The organism is Flavobacterium sp. 38, from assembly GCF_057799715.1.
Window position 1 is genome coordinate 534,166 of the sequence record NZ_JBYNWZ010000001.1, and the last position, 23,341, is coordinate 557,506.

The 23,341-nt window shown below is 33.5% G+C and carries 19 protein-coding genes; 9 read left to right on the forward strand and 10 right to left on the reverse strand.

Features of this window, described 5'->3' with window-relative positions:
* The first annotated feature begins 326 nt into the window (after positions 1 to 326).
* The 4 genes from AC3E9W_RS02235 (at position 327) to recA (ending at position 3,642) form a co-directional block, all read left to right on the forward strand.
* Complete coding sequence (locus AC3E9W_RS02235; RefSeq protein ID WP_456891632.1) at positions 327 to 1,475, forward strand: DNA polymerase III subunit; 1,149 nt, start codon at positions 327 to 329, stop codon at positions 1,473 to 1,475.
* Between the two features lie 7 nt (positions 1,476 to 1,482).
* The gene (locus AC3E9W_RS02240) at positions 1,483 to 1,866 is read left to right on the forward strand and encodes a DoxX family protein (RefSeq protein ID WP_095930182.1); all 384 of its coding nucleotides are present in this window, start codon (positions 1,483 to 1,485) and stop codon (positions 1,864 to 1,866) included.
* Positions 1,867 to 1,981: 115 nt separating this feature from the next.
* Positions 1,982 to 2,491, forward strand: a complete 510-nt coding sequence (locus AC3E9W_RS02245; protein ID WP_111284243.1) for an acyl-CoA thioesterase — start codon at positions 1,982 to 1,984, stop codon at positions 2,489 to 2,491.
* Positions 2,492 to 2,634: 143 nt separating this feature from the next.
* On the forward strand, positions 2,635 to 3,642 hold the full coding sequence (recA, locus tag AC3E9W_RS02250; RefSeq protein ID WP_125718440.1) for a recombinase RecA: 1,008 nt from the start codon (positions 2,635 to 2,637) through the stop codon (positions 3,640 to 3,642).
* Between the two features lie 555 nt (positions 3,643 to 4,197).
* Here the strand turns inward: recA and AC3E9W_RS02255 are convergent.
* On the reverse strand, positions 4,198 to 4,938 hold the full coding sequence (locus AC3E9W_RS02255) for a lysophospholipid acyltransferase family protein (RefSeq protein WP_488766609.1): 741 nt from the start codon (positions 4,936 to 4,938) through the stop codon (positions 4,198 to 4,200).
* Positions 4,939 to 5,085: 147 nt separating this feature from the next.
* Entirely contained in the window at positions 5,086 to 5,469 is a 384-nt protein-coding gene (locus AC3E9W_RS02260) for a GxxExxY protein (RefSeq protein WP_306153968.1), read from the reverse strand.
* Between the two features lie 291 nt (positions 5,470 to 5,760).
* Between AC3E9W_RS02260 and trpS the strand changes: the two genes are divergently transcribed.
* On the forward strand, positions 5,761 to 6,735 hold the full coding sequence (trpS, locus tag AC3E9W_RS02265) for a tryptophan--tRNA ligase (protein ID WP_488766610.1): 975 nt from the start codon (positions 5,761 to 5,763) through the stop codon (positions 6,733 to 6,735).
* A gap of 130 nt (positions 6,736 to 6,865) precedes the next feature.
* The gene (locus tag AC3E9W_RS02270; RefSeq protein WP_306153972.1) at positions 6,866 to 6,988 is read left to right on the forward strand and encodes a hypothetical protein; all 123 of its coding nucleotides are present in this window, start codon (positions 6,866 to 6,868) and stop codon (positions 6,986 to 6,988) included.
* A gap of 16 nt (positions 6,989 to 7,004) precedes the next feature.
* On the opposite strand, the gene dprA is transcribed toward AC3E9W_RS02270, so the two are convergent.
* A complete protein-coding gene (gene dprA / locus AC3E9W_RS02275; RefSeq protein WP_488766611.1) occupies positions 7,005 to 8,105 on the reverse strand; it encodes a DNA-processing protein DprA in 1,101 nt (366 codons plus the stop codon).
* Positions 8,106 to 8,343: 238 nt separating this feature from the next.
* Here dprA and AC3E9W_RS02280 point away from each other — a divergent pair, with 238 nt between their 5' ends.
* On the forward strand, positions 8,344 to 9,315 hold the full coding sequence (locus AC3E9W_RS02280) for an HU domain-containing protein (RefSeq protein WP_488766612.1): 972 nt from the start codon (positions 8,344 to 8,346) through the stop codon (positions 9,313 to 9,315).
* A gap of 119 nt (positions 9,316 to 9,434) precedes the next feature.
* On the forward strand, positions 9,435 to 9,878 hold the full coding sequence (locus AC3E9W_RS02285) for a hypothetical protein (RefSeq protein ID WP_488766613.1): 444 nt from the start codon (positions 9,435 to 9,437) through the stop codon (positions 9,876 to 9,878).
* 42 nt (positions 9,879 to 9,920) lie between these two features.
* Here the strand turns inward: AC3E9W_RS02285 and AC3E9W_RS02290 are convergent, their stop codons facing one another.
* The 7 genes from AC3E9W_RS02290 to AC3E9W_RS02320 all read right to left on the reverse strand — a co-directional run bounded on the left by AC3E9W_RS02290 (position 9,921) and on the right by AC3E9W_RS02320 (position 21,650).
* Positions 9,921 to 10,682 (reverse strand): hypothetical protein, encoded by a 762-nt coding sequence (locus tag AC3E9W_RS02290; RefSeq protein WP_488766615.1) that lies wholly within the window; start codon positions 10,680 to 10,682, stop codon positions 9,921 to 9,923.
* Positions 10,683 to 10,818: 136 nt separating this feature from the next.
* On the reverse strand, positions 10,819 to 13,098 hold the full coding sequence (locus AC3E9W_RS02295) for a helix-turn-helix domain-containing protein (protein ID WP_488766616.1): 2,280 nt from the start codon (positions 13,096 to 13,098) through the stop codon (positions 10,819 to 10,821).
* A gap of 102 nt (positions 13,099 to 13,200) precedes the next feature.
* The gene (locus AC3E9W_RS02300) at positions 13,201 to 13,785 is read right to left on the reverse strand and encodes an OmpH/Skp family outer membrane protein (protein ID WP_306153980.1); all 585 of its coding nucleotides are present in this window, start codon (positions 13,783 to 13,785) and stop codon (positions 13,201 to 13,203) included.
* A gap of 236 nt (positions 13,786 to 14,021) precedes the next feature.
* On the reverse strand, positions 14,022 to 14,870 hold the full coding sequence (locus AC3E9W_RS02305) for a class I SAM-dependent methyltransferase (protein ID WP_488766618.1): 849 nt from the start codon (positions 14,868 to 14,870) through the stop codon (positions 14,022 to 14,024).
* 364 nt (positions 14,871 to 15,234) lie between these two features.
* Positions 15,235 to 17,106, reverse strand: a complete 1,872-nt coding sequence (gene mnmG, locus AC3E9W_RS02310) for a tRNA uridine-5-carboxymethylaminomethyl(34) synthesis enzyme MnmG (protein WP_488766619.1) — start codon at positions 17,104 to 17,106, stop codon at positions 15,235 to 15,237.
* 738 nt (positions 17,107 to 17,844) lie between these two features.
* Complete coding sequence (gene ybeY / locus AC3E9W_RS02315; RefSeq protein WP_456891612.1) at positions 17,845 to 18,264, reverse strand: rRNA maturation RNase YbeY; 420 nt, start codon at positions 18,262 to 18,264, stop codon at positions 17,845 to 17,847.
* Positions 18,261 to 21,650, reverse strand: coding sequence for a hypothetical protein (locus AC3E9W_RS02320; RefSeq protein ID WP_488766621.1), 3,390 nt, complete (start codon positions 21,648 to 21,650; stop codon positions 18,261 to 18,263). Before AC3E9W_RS02320 ends, ybeY begins: the two co-directional genes overlap by 4 nt.
* Before the next feature lie 163 nt (positions 21,651 to 21,813).
* Here AC3E9W_RS02320 and gltX point away from each other — a divergent pair, with 163 nt between their 5' ends.
* Entirely contained in the window at positions 21,814 to 23,319 is a 1,506-nt protein-coding gene (gene gltX / locus AC3E9W_RS02325) for a glutamate--tRNA ligase (RefSeq protein ID WP_488766623.1), read from the forward strand.
* The last annotated feature ends 22 nt before the right edge of the window (positions 23,320 to 23,341 follow it).

Sequence of the window (23,341 nt, forward strand, 5' to 3'; positions counted from 1 at the left end):
AAAAAACCTTAAAAAAACCTTAAAAACCAGCGTTATGTCGAGAAAATGTGCGTTTTAACGCGCTTTTTGTTAAAATTGTTAATATTAAAACGGTAAGATATTGACTATAAAAAATAAAAAATTAACTCTTTAAATAATCAAAAAATAGCTCCTTTTACCGATTTTCGAAAAAAAATATTAACAAAAACATCTTGATATTTACTCACTTGGACATATTTATTAACAAAATTCTGTCGAAACTGATCTAAAAAAAATCAAAATTACAGTCCATAAATAATCTTACTTCCGAAAATTTTTGACTACACATTTTCTTCTATCTTTGCCCTATGCAATTTTCTCAAATTTTAGGTCAAGATTACATCAAAAGCCACTTGATAAAAAGTGCTGCTTCTGGTAGAATTCCTCACGCACAATTATTCGTTGGTCCAGAAGGAAGCGGTACATTAATAACTGCCATTGCGTACGCTCAATATATTTTGTGCGGCAATACCGGCGATGAAAATTCAAACGGAAACGATTCCTGCAATCTAAAGTTTGATAACATCTCACATCCCGATCTGCATTTTATTTACCCGACTGTCACCACCGAAGATGTAAAAACAAAACCGAAAAGTTTAGATTTTATTCAAGACTGGCGCAGTTTTATCCAAGAAATGCCATACGGAGGATTATTCGATTGGTACAAAATTCTAGGTGTTCAAAACAAACAAGGAGAAATTCGTGTTGAAGATGCTCAAGAAGTTTTAAAATCGCTTTCGCTAAAATCTTATGAAGGCGGTTACAAAATCATGATTATTTGGATGGCCGATAAAATGAATATTGCTGCTTCCAATAAACTCCTGAAACTTTTAGAAGAACCATCAGACAAAACCATGTTTATTCTGATTTCTGAAAACGAAGAAGATATTATCCAAACCATTCGTTCACGCTGCCAAGTAATCCACTTTAGCGGACTTCCAGAAAAAGTGATAGCTGAAGCTTTGGTCGCTCAAGAAAGTATAGATCCCAATTTAGCTAAGAAAATTGCGCATCAAGCTCAAGGAAATTTTAATAAGGCCTTGCATTTGCTAAAAGAAGACGATGACGATCTTCCTTTTGAGCAATGGTTTGTCAATTGGGTTCGTGCTGCTTTTAGAGCAAAAGGAAATGCCGCTGCGATTCAAGATTTGATTTCGTGGAGCGAGCAGATTGCTACGCTCGGCCGCGAAAGCCAGAAAAAATTTATTCAATATTGCATCGAAATGTTCCGTCAAGCCCTTATGCTCAATTATCAGGCTCAGAGTTTGGTTTATATCGAACCAAAAGTGGATAAATTTAAACTGGAAAATTTTGCTCCGTTTGTCAACGGAAATAATATTCACGAAATATTCAAAGAACTTTCAGATGCGATGTATCATATTGAAAGAAACGGAAATGCAAAAATAATCCTTACCGATTTATCGATCAAATTGACTCGTTTAATTCATAAAAAATAATTCATCAATGAACAATGTTGCCTCAATTTTACTTTTAGCTTTTCTAGCTTTAACTTTTTTGCAATCGGGTTACGAAAAAATTTTTTACTGGAAAGATAATGTCGCTTGGCTTAAAGAACACTTTGCCAAAACTCCATTAAAAAATCAAGTTCCGTTAGCGCTATTGCATTTACTAATTTTAGAATTAATTTCTGGAATTTTATGCGTTGTTGGAGGAATTCAATTATTCACAAACAACGGAAGAGAATTTGGTTTTTACGGAGCCATCTTTTCATGTATTTGTTTGCTAATGATGCTTTTCGGACAAAGACTTGCAAAAGATTACGATGGTGCGAGAACCATTGTCATTTATTTTATACCAGCTGTAATGGCTGTTTATTGGTTGAATTAATCAATATAGATTTTTAAAAATTAGCTTCAGATTTTTTAATCATTTTAATGTGTGAAATCTGTGGAGAAAAAGCTCATTCATTTGAGCATCAAAAACAATTTATTATTCAAAAGAAATGAATCCAAAACATCCTTCAGAATCCTTAACTATTTTAACTGATTTAGTTTTACCGAGCGAAACAAATCCTTTAAACAATCTTTTTGGCGGTGAGTTATTAGCCAGAATGGATCGCGCTGCAAGTATTGCTGCCCGCAGACATTCGCGCCGAATTGTTGTAACGGCTTCTGTAAATCACGTAGCTTTTAACAGAGCTATTTCGCTTGGAAGCGTTGTAACCGTAGAAGCAAAAGTTTCAAGATCTTTCAAAAGTTCGATGGAAGTTTTTATAGATGTCTGGGTAGAAGACCGCGAGTCTGGAAACAGAACCAAAGCCAACGAAGCTATTTATACTTTTGTTGCTGTAGACGACACCGGAAGACCAGTTGAAGTTCCTGCAATTGTACCAGAAACCGAACTAGAAATCCAGCGTTTTGATGCGGCGTTGCGTCGTAAGCAGTTGAGTTTATTACTTGCTGGTAAAATAAAGCCATCAGATGCTACAGAATTGAAAGCTTTATTTTTATAGTCCAATTTTGATACAAATTGGAACAATCAAACTTCTAAAAAAGAAGTAATTTTACAAACTGTAAAAATAAAAACCAGAATTAAGAAAGAATTTTCTTAATTTTATCCAATAAGACAAAACTAATAATTTAGATATTTTAGAAAATGAGTTCAGACAAAGAAGCCAAATTAAAAGCACTGCAATTAACGCTTGACAAACTTGACAAAACCTACGGAAAAGGAACCGTAATGAAAATGGGCGACAGAGCCATTGTAGAAGTAGAAACGATTTCTTCTGGCTCATTAGGGGTTGACTTAGCACTTGGTGTAAACGGATATCCTAAAGGAAGAATTATCGAAATTTATGGTCCAGAATCTTCTGGAAAAACTACTTTGACGCTTCACGCGATTGCAGAAGCTCAAAAAGCTGGTGGTATTGCCGCTTTTATCGATGCCGAGCACGCATTTGATAGAAATTATGCTGAAAAATTAAATGTTGATATTGAGAATTTAATTATTTCTCAGCCAGACAACGGAGAGCAAGCTTTAGAAATTGCCGAAAATCTTATCCGTTCTGGAGCTATAGACATTGTTGTAATTGACTCTGTTGCAGCTTTAACTCCAAAAAGTGAAATTGAAGGCGAAATGGGAGATTCTAAAATGGGTCTTCACGCACGTTTGATGTCTCAGGCTTTGAGAAAACTTACTGGAACTATCAGCAAAACAAACTGTACGGTTTTCTTTATCAACCAGCTTCGTGAGAAAATTGGTGTAATGTTCGGAAATCCTGAAACTACAACTGGAGGTAACGCACTTAAATTTTATGCTTCTGTTCGTTTAGATATTCGTCGTTCTGCTCAAATTAAAGATGGTGAAAACGTAATCGGAAACAGAACGAAAGTTAAAATCGTTAAAAATAAAGTGGCACCGCCATTCAAAACTGCCGAATTTGACATTATGTACGGAGAAGGTGTTTCTAAAACTGGTGAAATCTTAGATTTAGCGGTAGAATTTGATATCGTTAAAAAAGCAGGATCTTGGTTTAGCTATGGTGATACAAAATTAGGACAAGGTCGTGATGCTGTTAAAACTTTAATTAAAGATAATCCAGAACTTGCTGAAGAACTGGAAATTAAAATTAAAGAACACATAAAAGAATTGGCAAATGCCTAAAAAATAAGTCTAAGAAAGACGTTTTTAAAAGCCGAGTGATGATACAAAAATCGCTCGGCTTTTTTTATTTTGAAATAAAAATGAAATTTTCACGCAACCTTTTCATTAATCTTCCATCTGTATAAAAAAAGCAGTTTATGATTGGTACTGCCATATATCAATTTACGGTTTTTTTTAGAATTTACGTTGGTTGGTTATTTGAGTAAAAAATCCGTTGGTTTTCAAACTGACGGATTTTTGTTAAATTTTAAAATTCCGACGCAACCTTTTAAATTTTTCTGCATCTATAATAATGTGACATTAACTTGAGTTATTAACTAAACTCTTTATTATCAACCATTAATATTTTTAACCATGAAAGAAAAAATAGAATTGTTGTACAGTAAAAACCGAAGAAAAACCAAATTGAAATTTAAAAAAGTATTGCGTTTTATTTCAGAAAAGATAATTCACAGATAATAACTTTTGAATAAAAATAGGGGGTTTTTAATTCAAAAAAAAGCCGGTAGATTAATCAATCTACCGGCTTTTTGTATTTTACATAATGTTTTACGGTTATTTCTGAAAATCGATCAAACCATTGTAAATGATATTCCTAACTTGTTCTTTTAATTCTTTTCTGTTCTCAATCGTTAAACCTTCTGTTTCTACGAAAGGCAAAATTCGAGCGCGCATTTTTCCTGGACTTCCGCTCATAAACGTATAAGAAAAGCGTTCTTTATTGTCAGGAAAAACAATCGGCACAATCGGAATCTGATGTTCAATCGCCAATCGGAATGCACCATCTTTAAATTCATCAAGCAAAATGCTTTCATCGTCTGGCACTCCTCCTTCTGGAAAAATGCAAATGCTTAAACCTTGATTTAATCTATTTTGAGCTCTTTTAAAAACTTCATTTTTGCTTTTAGATGAGCTTCTATCAACTAAAATACAAGTTCGTTTATAGAAAAATCCAAAAAGCGGAATCTTCACAAGTTCCTTTTTTCCAACAAAAACAAAGGGGTTTTTAATTAAAGCCAGCATAAGCATAATATCGGTCATCGAAGTGTGGTTGGCCACAATCATGTAACTTTTACCTTTAATGAGCTTCTGTTCGCGTTTTACGGTATAGTAAAAGCCCATTCCGAAAAGGATAAATTTGGACCAGATTCGAGCCATTTTAAAGAAATACGGATATCCCTTTTCTGAGATAATAGAAATTAATAAAAATGGCAGCATAATTAATATCGGAACCGCCATCAAAACGTAGAACCAAATACGCCAAAGAATCCAAAAAGCAATTTTAAATATTTTCATAGATTCAAATGTAAGAAACCGAAATGAATTTTATAAAGATTTTTTATTCAAGTGCGCTAGATATTGTAACGCAAAGAACGCTAAGGATTTTCGCAAAGTTTTTAAAGCGATTTTTTTAGCCGTTGCTTCGCAATAAGTTCGCAAAGCTTAATCAATAAAGTTGTTTGCTACTCTTCTGATACCATTTTTTAAAAGACTTTCATTGAAATTTACCAATAAGCCAAGTTTAAAATTTCCTAGTTTTAAGTAGGTTAATGTTTGTGCCAAATGGTTAACGGTAAGTGATTCCACACTTTTTATCTCAATTAGAAATTTGCTTTCCACAAGCAAATCTATACGGTATCCGCAATCAAACTTAATTTCTTCAAAAATAAATGGCAAAGATCTTTCTTTTTCAACAAGAAGTCCTCGCTGCTTAATTTTATAAAACAAACATTCTTTGTAGACATTCTCTAATAATCCGGGCCCTAGTTTTTTGTGAATTTCAATTGCTAGTCCAATTACAATATTTGATATTTCGTTTTCTGTCATAATTTAAAAAAGTAAATTTATAAATATTTTCTTATAATTAAAACATTATAATCAAGCGATAAGAATTCTTAACAGGATTTACATTGTAGATAAAGCTTTGCGAACTTATTGCGAAGCAACATTTAAAAGAAATATAGCTTCTTTTTCTTTGCGAAAATCCTTTGTGTCCTTTGCGTTAAAAATCACATCAATATAAAAACCTATCAAAAAATCTTACCAGCAGCTCTGCGCTATAAAAAATTTGCCGTTCAAAAAAACATTCCGACATTTGCATTTCAGAAAAAAACGAGAATGGCAAAAATACTTACTGGTGTTCAAAGTACAGGAACACCGCATTTAGGAAATTTATTAGGGGCAATTATTCCGGCAATCGAATTATCAAATGATCCAGCAAATGAATCTTATTTGTTTATTGCCGATTTACATTCCATCACTCAAATTAAAGACGGAAAAACTTTAAGAGAAAACACCTATAGCACAGCTGCGGCTTGGCTTGCATGTGGTTTAAATCCTGAAAAAGTTACTTTTTACAGACAGTCTGATGTGGTGCAAACGACAGAATTGACTTGGTATTTGAGCTGTTTTTTTCCATTTCAAAGATTGACATTAGCACATTCTTTCAAAGATAAAGCAGATCGTTTAGACGATGTTAATGCTGGACTTTTTACTTATCCGATGTTAATGGCGGCCGATATTTTATTGTACGATGCTGAATTTGTTCCTGTTGGAAAAGACCAATTGCAACATTTAGAAATTACTCGTGATGTTGCTGCCCGTTTCAACCATCAAATGGGCGAAACATTTGTTCTTCCTGAAGCAAAAATTCAAGAAAACATTATGTTGATTCCTGGAACAAACGGAGGAAAAATGAGTAAATCTGCCAACAACATTATCAATATTTTCTTAGATGATAAGACTTTACGCAAACAAGTTATGAGTATTGAAACGGATAGTACTCCGCTTGAAGATCCAAAAAATCCAGATACTTGTAATGCATTTGCTATTTATTCTTTGTTAGGAACAGAAGAGCAGATCGCAGAAATGAGAGCTAATTATTTAGGCGGAAATTACGGTTACGGTCACGCGAAACAAGCTTTGTTTGAATTGATTACAGAAAAATTCAAAACAGAAAGAGAAAAATACAATTACTACATCAACAACCTTGAAGAAGTAGACGCTTTATTGAAAAAAGGCGCTTCTAAAGCTTCTGTAATTGCTGATGGACTTTTAGCGAAAGTTAGAGAAGTTCTTGGATTTCAGAAATAAAAAAGTTCTACAAATCGACATATTTAAAAACGCTGATCAAATCTGATCAGCGTTTTTTTTGATTTATAATTATTCTATTCCTAATTAAATTTTGTAACTTCAAGTATATTAATCATTTAAAAATAAAAAGATGAATAAGTACATTGAAGATTATAACGTTCCACCCTATTTATTTCAAGTTCTGAATATCATTTTCGGTTTATTGGCAATTTATATTTTATACCGATTGTATAAACATTTCAGAAATAAATAAAATAAGATTTTCTGCGTTAAATTGATTCAAAAAGTTTTCCTGGCAATGGACGAATAACGCCTTTAAGTTCCATTCCGATCAGAATTCCTGAGAGTTTATAAATTGGAATGTCGCATTCGATTGCAATAATATCCAATAATTCCTTGCCTCTCTTTTGGAGAAAATCATATATCTTTTGCTCATCGGGTTCCAATTCTACAAAAAGCTGTTTCTGAATATGTTTCGGTTTTTGTTTAATGTCCCAATTCAGCATATAAATCAAATCGGCGGCACTTGTCAATAGATTTGCTTTCTGCGTTTTTATCAAATTATTACAGCCTTGACTGTACTTATCGGTCACTCTTCCAGGTACTGCAAATACATCTCGATTGTAATCGTTAGCCATATTTGCCGTTATTAAAGAACCGCCTTTGTCGGCCGATTCAATGACAATTGTAGCTTCTGTCATTCCGGCTACTATTCGATTTCGACGAACAAATTTCTCTTTATCAGGATTCGAATCGCTCCAGAATTCCGTAATAAATCCGCCGTTTTCTTCCATTTTGGCCATGTACTTTTTATGCGTGCGCGGATAAATCTGATTCAACCCATGAGCTAGAACTCCAACGGTCTGCAGGTTATAATCCATCGCGGCCTGATGCGCCACAATATCAACACCGTAGGCAAATCCGCTGACAATAACGGGATCCAACGGAGCTAAATCTTCTATCAGTTTTCTACAGAAATCGGTACCGTAAGAAGTAATCTGTCTAGTGCCCACAATACTGATTAATTTTTTGTTTTTAAAATCCAGATTTCCCGCAGTAAAAATTAGAATCGGCGCATCAAAACAGTGTTTTAGCCGTTCAGGATAACTTTCGTCCTGAAAAAAAGAAACGTCGATAGAATTGTTTTTAATGAAAGAAAGTTCGCGATCTGCCTTTTCAAAAATGGTCTTGTCTTTTAAATTCTTCAATAAAGCAGCTCCAATTCCGTCAACTGCGGCCAACTGAGAACTTTTTGCTTTAAAAATCTCTGAAGCCGACCCAAAAGTATGAAGCAGTTTTTTGCCTAAAATATGTCCCACTCCATCAACTTTCAATAAGGCTAGTAAACTAAATAATTCCTGATCGGTCATTTCTTTAAAACATTATGTAAAATAGAAAAAATAATTTCACTCATTTGAAGTGGCAAATATCATTAAAACAAAGTAATTTCTTAATAAATTTAAGATTTAATTTTTCCGATTTCGTCAGATCTTCAATAAAAATGAACTTAAATAATTGAAAACGAATTGTCTAAAAATAAATCTCAATTGTTAATAAAAATTGTGAATAAAATTTTGATAACTATAAGCGTTGCATAACTTTGTTGATATGAAAATCGAAGTATATATCTCACAGTTATTGTATCGTTATCAGTGTGTAACGGTTCCAGGATTTGGTGCATTTTTAACAGAAACGCATTCGGCTCAGCTGAATGAAAGCACTAATTCGTTTTTTCCTCCAAAAAAGACTATTTCTTTCAACAGCCGAATCAAAAATAATGATGGACTGTTGGCAAATCATATTGCACAAGCCGAAAAAACATCTTACGGTTTTGCAGTAAGTGCTATTGCGTTTGAAATTTTAAACTGGAAAAAAACACTGGAAGAAGAAGGTGTGATTCTTCTAAAAAATATTGGAGAACTGCGTTTAAACTCTGAAAGCAACATTGTTTTCAAACCAAACGATCATACCAATTACTTGGCAACTTCTTTTGGGTTAAGCCCTTTTGTTTCTCCGATGGTGAAAAAAGAGGTTTTCGAGAAAAAAATCGAAAAAATCGCGGCCAAAGAAAAAGATGCTGTTTTATTGCATGAAAATGATGAAGAAACCAAATCTTCAAATCCGTTTTTGCGATATGCTGCCATTCTTGTTTTAGGACTTGGAATTACAGGAAGCATTGGATATCCTTTATATCAAAATCAAATTGACAATCAGACACTTGTTGTAGAACAGGCGGTTCAGAAAAAAGTACAGAACAAAATTCAAGAAGCTACTTTTTTTATCAAAAGTCCGCTTCCTGCTGTAACACTTTCTGTAGATTCTGCTGCAGTTGAAACTGTTGAACCAACAATGCCTTATCATATTATGGCAGGTGCTTTTAGAAGTGAGCAAAATGCAAGAAAGGCTTATAACCAACTGATAAAAGATGGTTTCAAAGCTAGAATGCTAAAAGAAAACAAACACGGACTGTTTCCTGTTTTGTACGGAAGTTATGCTACAATGAAAGAAGCGGAACAAGCACAAAAAGAAATACAAAAAGGCGAAAATCCTCAAGCTTGGATTCTGGTCGAAAACCTATAAATCTTAAAATATCCCGTTCTTCTGAATGGGATTTTTTTTGGCTTATTCTATTCATAAAATGACTTTATGCTCTCTTTTGTGCAAAATTCCACTTCTATTTTTGCTCAAAAATTTAAATCATGAAGTACATTTTAAAACTTGCTTTACTCATAGCAATTGCTCTAAATTCTAATACGTTCTTTGCTCAACAAAATACTACTGAACAAGAGCAGCAATATGCGATCAAAAAAACAACCGACGAGTCAAAAAGAACGATCAATGATCGCAACAGAAAACTTGAAGACGAACAGAATAAACTCAAAAAAGAGCAGAAAAAATTAGACAAACAGCAGAAGGAACTTCAAAATTCCCAAAAAGATCTTCAGAATACCAATAAAAAAATTGAGAAGTTAGAAGCAGACAATCAAAAACTTAGAAATAAAATAAATACGACTTCGGTTTCTGATGAAGCTTTGCAAAAACAAGAAGTAAAAATAAAACAGCAAGAATTAGAAATTCAAAAATTAAAATTGAAGAAAATTCAACAGCAAAAGAAGTTAGAAGAACTTAATGCTTCGGTATAATTCAAAATAAAAAGCCAGATTCAAAAGAATCTGGCTTTTTGTTTATCGTGAAACAATTTTTGCATTCTGTTCCAAAATTGCTTTATCATTTTGAGTTATAATCAATTGAGCTGGAGGCGAGTTATCTTCTCCCAAAACAATAAAATGGCATTCATAAACATAATTACCTTTTTTAAATTCGTAATGATGATTTCCTCCTGTTCCGTCTGCGAAGAAAACTCCATTTTCAATTATTAAATCTGGAATATCGGTCATTTTCTTTTTGATTGACCATGAAGCGTAACGATAATTATCATTTCCCAAATCATCAATTCTGATTCTGAACTTTGAGGTTTCGAGAATAGCAACAGGTTTTTTGAAATTTGAAATCGAAGAATTGACATTTTTTTTCTGTGTTGCAATCAAAGAATTCTTCTGTTTCTTCTCTGCCTCTGACTGATAATTGATACTGATAATTTTACCGTTAGTATCAATCCAAAGATCGCCTTGGTATAGCATAATTCCGCGCCATCCCACTTCTGACCAGTCTTTTGCCGGATTAGATTTGACGATTTTGTCAATCAAAGTCTTATCAAAAATTTCGTTATATCTTTTTAAAAATTCCGTTTTATTCCTAACCGACGGAATTGGATTTTCGCGATTTAGCGGAAAAGTGATTCGTGCCGCAACCGCATTTTTATTATTATTTTTTACTTCAGAAATAAACGTTGAAATAAACTTTTGATATTCTGGTTTCAGTTCCTGACTTTGTACAAACTGTGAACAGATCATCAGAAAAAAGAAAAAAAGTGCTTTACATTTCATAGCTAAATTTTTAAGAATCAAAATCATACATCAAATTTACTAAAAATGCAATCACAAAATTTTACAAAATTATGGTTTCCAATTATCACATTTACGCTTGTTCCACGTAGGGCTGAGAAAGACCGTTCTCAAAAAATTAATTAATACTTGCCTTGAACATTTTCAGTTCATCCCAAGTAAATTCATCTCCATGCTTTTCTTTCAAAGGACTCAAAGATTCTTCTTGATAAAATTCAAATGCCTCGCGAAGGGCCAAAATTTTATCATACGGCAAAACATCGTTAATATCCACTTTTTTTACCTGAATCAATTTTATCAAATGCGTTTCGATAGTCTGCACTGTCAGTTTACGCATTCTGGCAATATCTTCAATTGAATGTTTCTCGAGCCACAAATCATGCGTTTCTTCAACTGTCGTTTTTTTAGCCGTTTTAAGCTCACTTTTTTCCGCTTTAGCTGATTTATATCGCACAACGGGTTCTTCTGCTCTAAAAATGTCTGTATTTGTCGTCTGAAGCTCTCCGCGAATTCTTTCCGCTTTGTTGATTTTATAATTTTTAATATTTGGCGACGACAGCTTTTCTTTGCTGATCGCTTCACCAGCAACCACAACTTCGATCAATAATTTCGCTTTCATCAATCGTAAAACTGCTTTCGTCTGAAGATCTTCCAGAAAATTCAATTCTTCGTAAAACTCTTTTACTTTTTTAAATTTTTGAATTTCAGCCATTTTATAAATTAAATCATCGACCAATTTGTCCATTGGCTTGAAAAAATAATCGTAGGCCGCTTCTACCCTTTCTTTCACAAAAAGTAGATCGACCGTTTCTTTGCTGAAAATTTTGTTGAGCTGAATGATGAATTTCTGCGAAGGTTCGGCAAGCTGCTCAATCGTGTCCAAACGTTTGTGCGCCCAAACTGCGTGTTTTGTTTTTTCAGAACCAGCCGCATTTTCGTTGTAACTAAAACGATGATTGCGCCATTCTTGTGCTAAATCATTCCAATTAAAACTGTTTATCAAATAGTTATGAATAAAATTTTTAGTTTCGAAGTGAAGCGAATTTTTTAAAGTTTCTTCCGTTGCTCGGTTCAAAGCGTAATCCATCACATCTTGATCGTTGGAAATGCCATTCATCTGCATCGGAGAAAGCAAAATAAGCCCATTTAACGAACGTAAACGTGAAAGTGCTACATAGGCCTGCCCAGGCAGAAAAACTTGCGATACGTCGAGCGCTGCTTTGTCAAAAGTTAACCCTTGGCTTTTGTGCACTGTAATTGCCCAAGCCAGCTTGATCGGATAATGGGCAAAAGTTCCCAAAACTTCTTCTTCGATATCTTTCGTCTGTTCGTTGACTTTGTAGCGAATATTTTTCCATTCGTACTTTTCCACTTCAAGCGTCATGTTCTCTTCTGGAAAATGAACAAAGATTTCTTCGTCAGACAAAGATTTGATTACGCCCATTTTTCCGTTGAAATATCTTTTTTCAAAAGACAAATCATTTTTAACAAACATAATCTGCGCGCCGACTTTCAATTTCAGTTCTTCTTCAACAGGAAAGATCTTTTCTGGAAAATCTCCAACCACAAATGGTGTATAAACGTATTCTTTACCATCTAAATCATTGATTGACTGTGAGTTGATAGAGTCTGCTTTGGCATTATGTGTTGTCAGCGTGATGTAGCCTTTGTTCTCTTTGAAGTCAAAATCTGGCTTAACATACTGATTTAGAACAGCTATGTCTTCTGGAGTAATCTGATTATTTCGCAAATTGTTCAAAACAGAAATAAAAGCATCGTCGGTCTGGCGATAGATTTTTGACAATTCGATATAAATCGGCGGATAGGTTTGCAAAACGTGAGAATGAAAAAAGAATTTTCCGCGGTAATAGTTTTTCAGCGTTCGCCATTCTTCATCTCGAATAACTGGCGGCAATTGCAATAAATCTCCAATAAACAAAACCTGAACTCCACCAAAAGGCTGCGTGTTTCTCCGAACCGTCTGCATCATAAAATCGACAGCATCTAGCAAGTCGGCGCGCATCATACTCACTTCATCAATAACCAGAAGCTCCATGTTTTTGATCACATTTCGCTTGACGTTATTCATTTTGAAATGACGGCGCAGTGTCTCTTTGTTTTCAAACTTTACCGTTTCTGTAAATTGCGCGCTCGCATCGTACGACGGAATAAACGCAGAAAACGGAAGCTGGAACATGGAATGAATCGTTACTCCGCCCGCATTCAAAGCCGCGATACCAGTTGGCGCAACAACTACAGTATTTTTGTGGGTCGTCGCAATAATTTCGCGCAAAAGCGTAGTTTTTCCTGTTCCTGCTTTTCCGGTTAGAAAAATAGATTTTTGAGTCTGATTGATGAATTGTAAAGTGTAAGCTGCCGCTTCTGAAACGTTCTGCATTTTGCCTGTATTGAAAAATAAAATTACCGCATTTTTATAAAAAGAAAAAACCTAAATCTTTAGTGGATTTAGGTTTTCAGTAATTTAGTTAGTTTGGTAGTGTTATTTTTTAGCTTCGCCTTCTTTTGTTTCAGCTGCTGGTTTTGCATCTGCTTTTGGTGACGCTTTGTATTTGTCGTTTAATTCTTTGATGATTTCTTTTGTGATATCATATTTGTCTTCAGCATACAAAACTGTTGCAGCATCTCCTGTTCCGTAGATGTAAGAGTAACCGTTTTTCTTTCCGTACTCTTTGATGAATTTTTTAACTCCACTAACAAGAGAATCCATTTCGACACCACTTTCTTGTTGCAATTGTTGTGCTAATGCTTGTTGTGCATAACCTAATTGCTGCTCTCTTTTTTGCAACTCAGCACCTCTTTGCTGTGCCCAAGCTTGACCGTTTGCTTGTGCCTGGCTTTGAAAATTAGCAGCGTCTTGTTTAAAACGTGAAATCTCAGCTTGTAATTGTCTACCTTTTTCTTCCGCTTGAGCTTTGTACTTTGCCTCTAAATCTTTTGCCTCAGTGTATTCTTTCATCAAAACCGAAGTATCCACGTAAGCTGTTTTTACTTCCTTTACCTCTGCTGTTTTGTTACAAGAAACTGCGAAAACTGAAAGTGCGATAATAACTAATGCTTTTTTCATTTTTTTTAAATTCTATTTTTTAAGTATTGAAGACAAAAATATAAAAAAATCAATAGCATCAGCATAAAGTTTAAAAAATGCGCAAATTTTATGATATTGTTTTTATTTATAGAAAAAATAATAGCAATAATTCAACTTTATAGCATAAATACGGCCGTTTTTTTGACTTTTTTTAAAATAAAAAAGCTATTTCTCCAGTATTTTGAAGAAATAGCTTTTTGCTGATTTTTTAGGTTTTATTTATTCTTTAAAACATAAATATGCGATGAATATTCTTGTGTGCTTTTGGCTCTCCAATTTGATTTTAAACCAACGAAAAAAGCTTTGATATAATTCATTTTCCCCGTTTTGTATTTTTCGGATAAAAGACTCACATAAAACGAATCGAACTTCATTGGAAGAATCTTTTCTAATTTCATGTCTACTCTTTCAAAAAGCAATTGAATCGATTTTTTTGAAAAATGCCAAAAGTGAATTGGCACATCATAAGCGGCCCAAAAAGTTCCGTAATGTTGCGCATCAAAAGATTTATGATTTGGAACCGCAACAATTAAAGTTCCAGTTGGTTTTAATAAACGCTTTAATTCTGCAATTTGTAATTCCAAATTTGGAACGTGTTCTAATACGTGCCACATTGTAATTACATCAAAAGAATTATTTTCTAAAGTGCTTGTTTCTTCTACAAAAGAAATTCCTTTTTGCTTTGCAATATCTTTTGCCCGATCGCTTGGTTCTACCCCAACGGTTTGCCAACCATCATTTTTTGCTGTCAAAAGAAAATCTCCTGTTCCAGCACCAATATCCAAAATTTTGCCTTTTTGTGGTTGCTGAATATTGATTAAATTCAATTTATTTTGAAGTGCAATATTTTTAACAAAATGATACGCTTTTTCAAATAATGACCGTTTGTTGTCTGTATGCGAAATATAATCTTCGCTTTCGTAATATCTTCCTAAATTTTGAAGTTCAGGTTGTGGAGAAGTAATCAGCATATCTAATTCTTCATCTTGATATAATTCAAAAATTTCTTTTGAAACAGAATGGTCTTTTACTGTAAGAAAGTGTTTTTTATTTAAAACGTTCATTTTTTAAATTTATAGATATTGGATTTAATTTATAGCAAATCCTAAAAGCGAAATTCTATCGCTTTTAGGATTTTTATTTAAGTTTATTTTTTAATCTTTTTCAAAAATATGATAACTCAACTTTATTGCAATCTTCTGATAGCTTTCAAAAACAGTTTTATTTGCTTTAAAATTTCAGTTTATCAAATTTAAAAAACAATTAAAATGATATTTATTTTTATAAAATCATTTCAATTTTAAGAAAAGGTTTCACGTGGAACACTAGTAATTTTAGATTTTAGAATTCAGATTTTTAGATTTTATAGTTTCACGTGGAACACTTCCACCTTAATTCTAAAATCTTAACTCAGAAATCTAAAATAAATTACCTTCCCATATAAATCAAAAGCACGGAAATATCACTTGGTGATACTCCGCTTATTCTTGAAGCTTGCGAAATAGTTACAGGACGAATCTTGCTTAATTTCTGTTTTGCTTCTATCGACATAGATTTTATTTTATCGTAATCGAAATTTTCTGGAATCTTTACTTCTTCTAAACGATTTAGTTTATCAGCATTATTTCTTTCCTTCTCGATATATCCAGAATATTTTACCTGGATTACGGCTTGTTCTACAATTTCTTCGTCCAAATCATTTTCTTTGATATATTCTGAAACCTTTTCAAATTTCAACATATCTTCCAATTCAATTTGTGGACGAGAAAAAATCTTGAACATTTTATCTCCTTGCGAAATCGGCGCAGATTCTTTTGATTCCAAAATTGGATTGGTTTCTGCAACACTTACACTCGTCTCTCTGAAGAACGAAACCATCTTTTCAGATTCGTTCAGTTTTCTTTCCATTCTGCGTAAACGATCTTCAGAAGCTAAACCAATTTCGTATGACATTGGCGTCAATCTAAAATCGGCATTATCCTGTCGCAACAAAGTTCTGTATTCTGCTCTTGATGTAAACATACGATAAGGTTCTTCTGTTCCTTTTGTAATTAAATCATCAATTAAAACTCCAATGTATGCTTCGTCACGTTTTAAAATCAGTGGCTCTTTTTCGTGCACTTTCAAGTGTGCATTTATTCCGGCCATCAAACCTTGAGATGCTGCTTCTTCGTATCCAGTCGTTCCGTTAATTTGTCCAGCAAAATATAAACCTTCTACTAACTTCGTTTCCAAAGTATGTTTCAATTGTGTTGGAGGAAAAAAATCATATTCGATTGCATAACCTGGACGGAAGAATTTCACTTTCTCAAATCCAGCGACAGAACTCAAAGCTTTAAATTGAATATCTTCTGGAAGCGAAGTTGAAAATCCGTTTACGTAAACTTCGCAAGTATTCCATCCTTCTGGCTCAACAAATAATTGATGACGTTCTTTATCTGCAAAACGATTAATCTTATCTTCGATCGAAGGGCAATATCTCGGACCTAAACTTTTGATTCTTCCGTTGAACATTGGAGAGCGATCAAAACCTTCTCGCAAAATATCATGAACATCTAACGAAGTATACGTCATGAAACAAGAACGCTGATGCGTTAATGGAGTTGTCAAATCTGAATATGAAAACTTATCTGGTTTTGCATCTCCTTTTTCTTCGTTCATTTTCGAATAATCCAAAGAACGTCCATCTACACGAGGAGGCGTTCCTGTTTTCATTCTTCCCGCTTCAAAACCTGCTTTAATCAAATCTTCGGTAATTCCAGTTGCAGCACTTTCTCCTGCTCTTCCTCCACCGAATTGTTTTTCTCCGATATGAATCAAACCATTCAAAAAAGTACCATTCGTTAAAACGACAGACTTCGCTTTGATTTCTACACCAAGCGAAGTTCTAATTCCTTTTATTTTTCCATTCTCAATTATCAACCCTTTTACCATTTCTTGATAAAAATCAAGGTTTGGAGTTTTCTCCAACATCATTCTCCATTCTTCAGCGAAACGCATTCTGTCACTTTGAACTCTTGGAGACCACATTGCAGGTCCTTTCGATTTATTCAACATCTTAAATTGAATTGCCGTGCGATCGGATACAATTCCCGAATATCCACCAAGCGCATCAATTTCGCGAACGATCTGTCCTTTTGCAATTCCACCCATTGCAGGATTACAAGACATCTGTGCTATGTTTTGCAAACTCATTGTAACCAATAAAGTTTTTGATCCCAAATTTGCAGCCGCAGCCGCAGCTTCAGAACCAGCATGGCCTGCACCAACCACAATAACATCGTATTCTTCTAAAAACATTTTTGTTTTATTATTCTCCAAAAACCGCTAACGCGGTTTCTAGAATTACATTTATATTTTTTTTTGTTCCACGTGGAACGAAACTCTAACCTTCAATTTTAAAAATTCCAAATTCCAAAAAACTGGAATCTTCAAACTGGAATCTTCAAATTCAAACGTTCCACGTGAAACATTTTTATTTCAAAATCACAACTTCCAAATAGAACTTCCAAATAGAACTTCCAAATAGAACTTCCAAATAGAACTTCCAAATAGAACTTTCAAATAGAACTTTCAAATAGAACTTTCAAATAGAACTTTCAAATAGAACTTTCAAATAGAACTTTCAAATAGAACTTTCAAATAGAACTTCCAAATAGAACTTCCAAACAGAACTTCCAAACAGAACTTCCAAACAGAATCTTTAAACAGAGTCTTTAAAACCAAACGTTCCACGTGAAACATTCTAACCTTCCATTCTAACCTTCCATTCTAACCTTCCATTCTAACCTTCCATTTTAAATTTCCAAACAGAACTTTCAAAATCATGTTCCACGTGAAACACTATTCATCTTTTCTAAATATCAGATTTAAATATCGTTCCACGTGGAACGATTTATCTCAAAGAATCACTTCTCTTTTATAACGTTCCACGTGGAACGTTTGTATATTCATTAACTAAAATATGTTTCACGTGAAACATTTTAAAAGCTAAACCTAAAAACGTTTCACGTGGAACATAATTTCAAAGAAGTTTAATTACTGTTCCACGTGAAACATCTTCATCTTTTCCTCTTCCTTTGCTCTCATTAATTGAGCATCTTTATCAGATTTATCTTTGTACCCGCAGTAGTGAAGTATACCGTGTGAGAGCACTCTCTTAAGCTCTTCAGCAAATGAAACATTAAAGTCTTTTGCATTGTCTGCAACACGCTCTACAGAAACAAAAATATCTCCATTTAACTCGTTACCAACAGTATAATCAAAACTGATAATATCTGTAAGAGTGTCATGATCCAGATACTCTACATTTATTTTATGAAGATATTCATCGTCACAAAATATATAATTGATTTCTCCTTCAGTCTTCTTTTCAGAAACAATTACAGCACTTAGCCAGTCGCTAAAAGCCTGCTCGTCTCCTAAAGTAAAATCTGTTTCGTAATTAAAATTTATCATTTTGTATTAAAGTATTCTTGAACTTTTTGATTAAAATTCGAGCGCAAAGGTAGTGATTGTCTGTTTAATATCTCTACACTGTTTAAATATTCCAATAATGAACTTGGTAAAGCATTAGAACGATTTGTAAAATCTGCCTTATTAGTTTCAGATTGTCTTTGTGTATCCTGTCTTTGTTGCTGAACTGCGTTGTTTAATTTCCATAATTCTTGTTGAATATTTAAAATACGTTGCAAGTTCTCATTCTTAAAACCTTTATTTAAAATCTGTTTTTCAGATTGCTTCATCTGGTCTATTACAGATTTACCTTGAGAGTCCAAACCTTTCTTTGCTAATTCTTTTTGCAATGCTTCACGAAGTTTAACTTGCTCTTTGTAAATCTCCATAATAGCCTCTGCATCTCCTTCCCCATCTTCACCTTCTTTTCCATCTTTTCCATTACCAGAACCTTGGTTACCTTGCCCGCTTTTTCCTTTTCCATCTTTACCATGCCCTTCCTTTCCATTACCATCTTTACCTTGGTTCTGACCCTGCTTACCTTCTCCACTTTGTCCTTGTTGTCCTTCACCAGGTTTACTTCCAGGCTTCATTCCTTCTTTCATTTTATCAGCAAGACCTTTTTGCTTTTGTATAATATCTGGCAATTGCATTCCTTGTCCGTCTCCTGGTTTAGGTTTTCCAGCTCCCGGTTTAGGCATAGACATTTGCATATTATTCAACAAATCACTTAAGAAATCGGCTAACTTATTAGCAGATGAAACCGCATATTGCTGGTGTGAAACTCCTCTTGGAATCTGAACATCGGTTAAGGTTTCGATAGCTTTATCCATATTGTATTGAACGTTTCCGATTTCTTTTGTTACATCTTCAGCAACCTTTGGGTTACGTAATGAAAGTGCAAACAAACTATCGTCAACATGTCTAAACTGTTGTTTTAAATTCTGCTGAATCTTAATGTTTTTTGTGAATGTAGAAGAACCTAATTTCATTGCTTTGAACTGTTTCATCACATCTTCTTGTGACAAAGAATATGCTAAAAGATTATCCAGAATCTGACGAAGCATTGCTACATCTTCTTCCAATTGTTCTTGCTCGCCACCTTCCATTTCGCTCTGCATTTCCTGAGCCATGTTCTTCATTTTCTTGGCAGCACTTTTCTGTTTTGTTTTGGCCGAAGAAGTATTCTTTTTACTTAATTCTTCTGAAGCTTTATTAAGATCATTATCTACATCTTTCTCTTTAGAAGCATCAGAAGGAATATCTAAAGGTTTCTTTAAAGTCTTATTTTCTTCTTTCAAATCTTTTAAATCTTCCTGAATCTTATCAAAAGATTTATTGATTTCATCTTGCTTTTCTTTAGTATTATCTTTCTCTTTATTTGATAACTGTTCCTGTTGTTCTGACAGTTTGTTTAGTTTCGCAGCAACTTGTTCTGCTTTCTTAGAAACATAAAAACGTTTTGTCAGCTCAACTAATTGCTCTAGATTACGAGATTGGTTTTTACTGATTTGTTTGAACTTTTCCATTTTATCAAACAGATCTTCGCTGTTTAATTTATCATTTAAGTTCTTCAATTCATCTAATAATTTCTGATTCTTTTCTAAATCTTTCTGTGCATTATCTAAACGCTTTTGTAAATCTTCAGCGGTTTTATCTTTCTTATCGTCTTTAAATTTATCCAGATTCTGATTCATTTTCTCAGAGAATTGTTTCATCATTTCGTCTTGTTGTTTCTGACGTTTGATAAAATCATTGATCTTCTGCTGATCTTTAAACTCTAGATTATCTTTTTCTTTTCCGGTATTTTGAAGCTTATCCATTTCAGAAATCTGCTTGGTTTGATTCTTCAAAGACTTAGATAAACTATTGATGTTATTATTTTGCTGTTGTAATTCTTGGTCTTGAATTTCATCTGTTGTAGCAACACGATCTGAAAATGTAGAAGACTTTGTACTCTTAAAACCATGTGGTGCATCGTTATCAAAAACCTCAAAATAGTATTCGTAAGATACTCCTTCTTCTACTGGAAGATTACTTGGAAAATTAAAAACAAACTGATCGAATACACCAGACTTCACATTGATATTTCCACGCTTAGCAGACTGTGGTTTGTTACGTTCGTAGTACACAATCTGTAATCTTGAAAGTCCATAATCGTCACCTACTCTTCCTAGAATATAGTTCTTATCTAGCTTCAAACTGTCTGGCGCTGGCCCAACATTGATGGTTGGAAACTGATCTTTGATCACAGAAAGCTGATAATCTAGTTTTTCGTAGTTTTTAACCTTATCATTAGACGTAAGTATTTGATATTCGGTATTTTGACTTATATTTTTAGCTAATTTAAACTCATTTTCTGTCTTATTGAACTTCAAAACTTCATTTTCTCTTTTCCACACTACTTCTTGCGTAGATTTGGTATTCATTCTCCAAGTGACAGTCGTTCCTTCAGGTACAATTGCATTTCCAGTTCCTTGAATTGTCTCTGATTTTTTCTTTAGGTAAGAAGGAAAATTCAAAACCATTTCGAAGTTTGCAATAGACGGAACTGTGATCACTTTCAATTCATAATCTTCTGAAACTACATTATTTCCTTCGAAAGAAAATTGAATATTCTCTGTTGGTTTTTCAACTTTGAATTCAAACTTTCCAGGTTGAGAAGATTCCATAAAATAGCTTTCATCTCCAATATGGATCATCACATTTTCTGGAACAATGTTTCCAACAGATTCCATTTTGATAACGAAATCTTTGTTTTGTTCTGCTTGTAAATTAGAATTTAGAACTACAAATTTGAAAGGTGCTGGCGGTAAAAATGCAGAATTGAAATGCACTACTCTATTCAAACTTTGAGAAATTACATTGCTATTTCCAGAAATATAAAACACTGCAAAAAGTAAAATTGGAACTAAAGCTAACGGCAAATATTTTTTATTTGCTTTAAAATTGATTGCATTTCCAAAAGGAATTGGTTGCAAAGAATTGGCTTTTTGTTCTATCGAAGCCAAAACTAACTCTGAACTTTCAGCATTATTTTCTGAAGACAATTGTAAAAAGTTCGTCAGCTTATCACTCACTTCTTTGAAATGATTTCCAATAATTTTGGAAGCTTGCGTATAATCAATTCCTTTTTGAAGTTTGAATAATTTGAATAATGGAAATACAATTAAACGAATTAAAAGGAAAACTTCAACAGCAATAAATAGCCAAAATAAAAACGTTCTTCCTAATGGTTTTAACCAAAGAAAGTATTCTACAAAAAGCGTAAACAAGAAATACAAAAGTCCGAATCCGGTAAAAAGTAAGATGCCTTTTATCAATTCGTTGGTATAATATTTCTTAATGAAAGCCTCTAGCTTTTGATATATCGCAGATGATGTCTTCAAAATAAATCTGTTTTGATTATAACCTATAAAAGTAGTAATTATTGAGATTCAAATTCCAAAAAATAAACTCCAAATTCCAACTGCAATACAAGCTTGGAATTTGGAATTTTAAAAAATTTGGAATTTAAGTAATGTTGTATCTTTGCATTAAAATATAAACAAAATGTCAAAGCAAGTTCGTGTGCGTTTTGCACCAAGTCCGACTGGACCATTACATATTGGCGGAGTGCGTACTGCCCTATTTAATTATTTATTTGCCAAAAAACATAACGGTGTTTTTTATCTGAGAATTGAAGATACAGATCAGACTCGTTTTGTTCCAGGTGCAGAAGCTTACATTATGGAAGCTTTGGAATGGTTAGGAATTGCTCCTGAAGAAACAGTTGGAAAAAATGAAAAATTTGGTCCGTACAGACAAAGCGAACGTAAAGATTTATACCAACAATATGCCGATCAATTAATCAATTCTGGTTGGGCATATTATGCTTTTGATACTCCAGAAGCTTTGGATGCTCATAGAAAACAGCATGAGGCAGAAGGAAAAACATTTATTTACAATCATCATAATCGTGAAAAACTGGATACCTCTTTAGTAATTTCTGCTGAAGAAACTGCTAAGAGAATTGCAAATGGAGAACATTATGTGATCCGTTTTAAAACTCCGGTTGATGAAACTTTACATTTGAAAGATATCATTCGTGGCGATGTTAAGTTCGAAACGAATCTTTTGGATGATAAAGTTCTTTTCAAAAGTGACGGAATGCCAACTTATCATTTGGCTAATATTGTTGATGATCATTTAATGGAAACTTCACATGTAATTCGTGGAGAAGAATGGTTGCCTTCTATGCCACTTCACGTTTTATTATACAGAGCTTTTAATTGGGAAGCTCCAGAATTTGCACATTTACCTTTGATTTTGAAACCAATTGGAAATGGTAAATTATCAAAAAGAGATGGAGACAAAATGGGATTCCCAGTATTTCCTTTAGAATGGAAAACAGAAGAAGGCATTTCATCTGGTTATAGAGAAAAAGGATTTTTCCCAGAAGCAGTTGTAAACTTCCTTGCTTTACTTGGATGGAATGATGGAACTGATAAAGAAATTTATTCTCTAGAAGAATTGGCTGCATCTTTTGACTTGAGCAGAGTTCACAAAGCTGGAGCAAAATTTGATCCTGAAAAAAATAAATGGTTTAACCACCAATATTTAATAAAACAAAATGATGCAGATTTAGCAAAAGACTTCACTCCTATTTTAGTAAAAAAAGGTGTTGCCATTTCTAAATATGATATTACAAGAATTGTTTCTTTGATTAAAGAAAGAGCCAATTTCGTTTCTGATTTCTGGGATTTAACTGATTTCTTTTTCCAAGCGCCAACAGCTTACGATGAGAAAGCAAGTAAAAACTGGAAGGAAGAAACACCAGCTTTAATGCAAGAATTGATTTCGACTCTTGAATATATTGACGGTTTTGATTCTGCAAATATTGAAGCGATTGTAAAAGACTGGTTAACCAAAAATGAAATCGGAATGGGGAAAGTGATGCAACCTTTCCGTCTTAGTTTGGTTGGAGCTTTGAAAGGTCCTCACCTATTTGACATTGTAGAAATCATTGGAAAAGAAGAAACTATTTCTAGAATTCAAAAAGCGATTTCAACTTTATAAAAACAAAAAGCTCCCAAATTGG